Here is a 1,484-nt window from a genome sequence, read left to right as displayed (position 1 = left end):
ATGCAACGCATCCTCGCGCTGACCGCCGCGATCTGGCACAACGACGCCACCGGACAAACCGTCCTACGCTCACTGATCGCCTACGATCACTGACCCCTTAGAATAGATCATCTAGGGCTTCTCTTATCAATCACGTCGCGCGAGTCAGGGACCCGTAAGATCGGGACGATCGCTGCGTGAGGGGGCGGGATGACGGGGACTTCTCCGGCTTCAGGCGACGTACTTGAGCCGGTCCGGCAGCACTTCCGGGACCCTGCGAATGAAATCGACGTGGGACCTGGCTGGCGGCAGCTGGTGCTTGAGTGCCATGAGGCGGTGGTTGCGGAGTTCCCGGAGTACGAGCACAGGGCCATAAAGCAGAAGCTGGGGTCTTTGGCCTTCCAGGCGCTTCCGCGGCCGTGGAAGCCTGGCGGCAACTGGACGCACCCCGAGTACGCACGCCTCCACGCTGTCACTGATGCCTTCGCTGACCGCAGCGAAGGCATCTGCGAGCGTTGTGGTGCGGATGGCTCACTGCGTGAGGGCCGACGGATCCTCCTAGTGCTGTGTGATCAGTGCGAGACCCTCGTTCCGGGGCACGGTCGTCTCTGACCGGTGGTCGCAGATCATCGCGTGGACCATAGGAAGATGCCTGCAAGATGGAGCCCGGCGAGGTAAATCATGGCGGTCTTCTCGTAGCGGGTCGCGATGCCCCGCCACTGCTTGAGGCGATTGATGCATCGCTCGACGGTGTTCCGCTGCTTGTAAGCGTCTCGGTCAAACACGGGTGGTCTGCCACCGTGGCTGCCGCGTCGCACGCGGTGGGCCCGCTGGTCGGCCGGGATCGGAATCACGGCACGGATCGCGCGTCGTCTCAGATGGGTGCGGATGGCGCGGGAGGAATACGCCTTAGCTGCCAGGACCACCGCCGGCCGTGTGCGGGGCCGTCCACGGCGGCGGGGTACGCGCAGGGCAGCCATGACGCTTTCGAAGGCGGGAGCGTCCCCGGCTTGGCCAGGCGTGAGGACAAAGACCAAAGGTCGGCATCGACCGTCGGCGGCCAGATGGACCTTCGTGGTCAGGCCGCCGCGTGACCGGCCAAGGGCATGATCGTCTGGCTCGCCCACTGCAGCCCCTTTTTGTGGGCGGCTGCGGCATGCTGGTGAGCACGCACGATGGTGGAGTCGACTGCAACGACCCAGTTCAGGTCTTCCTCCGCGTCGGCCTGGGCGAGCAACGCGGTGAAGACGCGCTCCCAGGTACCGTCGATAGCCCAGTTCCGGAACCTCGTGTGTGCGCCCTTCCACGAGCCGTATTGGTCGGGGAGGTGCACCCACTGCGAGCCAGTGTGAAACTTCCATGCGATCGCATCGATCACCTGACGGTGATCACGCCACCACCCTCCCCGCTTCGGCGTCCGGTCCGGCAGCAGCGGCTCAATCCGCGCCCACTGGGCGTCACTCAATGGCACGCCTGACCAACGATCTGATGATCTGAAAGAAACG

The 1,484-nt window shown here is 64.7% G+C and carries 1 protein-coding gene and 1 pseudogene; one reads left to right on the top strand and one right to left on the bottom strand.

All coding sequences use genetic code 11. From position 1 onward, the window contains the following. Positions 1–93, top strand: a pseudogene (locus tag AQJ27_RS60095) (IS982 family transposase); the annotation flags it as partial. A 512-nt stretch (positions 94–605) separates the two neighbouring features. Here AQJ27_RS60095 and AQJ27_RS54465 read toward each other — a convergent pair. Next, a protein-coding gene (locus AQJ27_RS54465; protein ID WP_425275301.1) for an IS5 family transposase occupies positions 606–1,450 on the bottom strand; the annotation gives its coding sequence in 2 pieces (ribosomal slippage) (positions 606–1,114 and positions 1,114–1,450; 846 coding nt in all). Positions 1,451–1,484: the final 34 nt, after the last annotated feature.

It is taken from the genome of Streptomyces olivochromogenes, assembly GCF_001514115.1.
Classification (GTDB): Bacteria; Actinomycetota; Actinomycetes; order Streptomycetales; family Streptomycetaceae; genus Streptomyces; species Streptomyces olivochromogenes.
The sequence above is the reverse complement of the archived record's forward strand: the minus strand, read 5'-3'. Positions and strand labels throughout refer to the sequence as shown.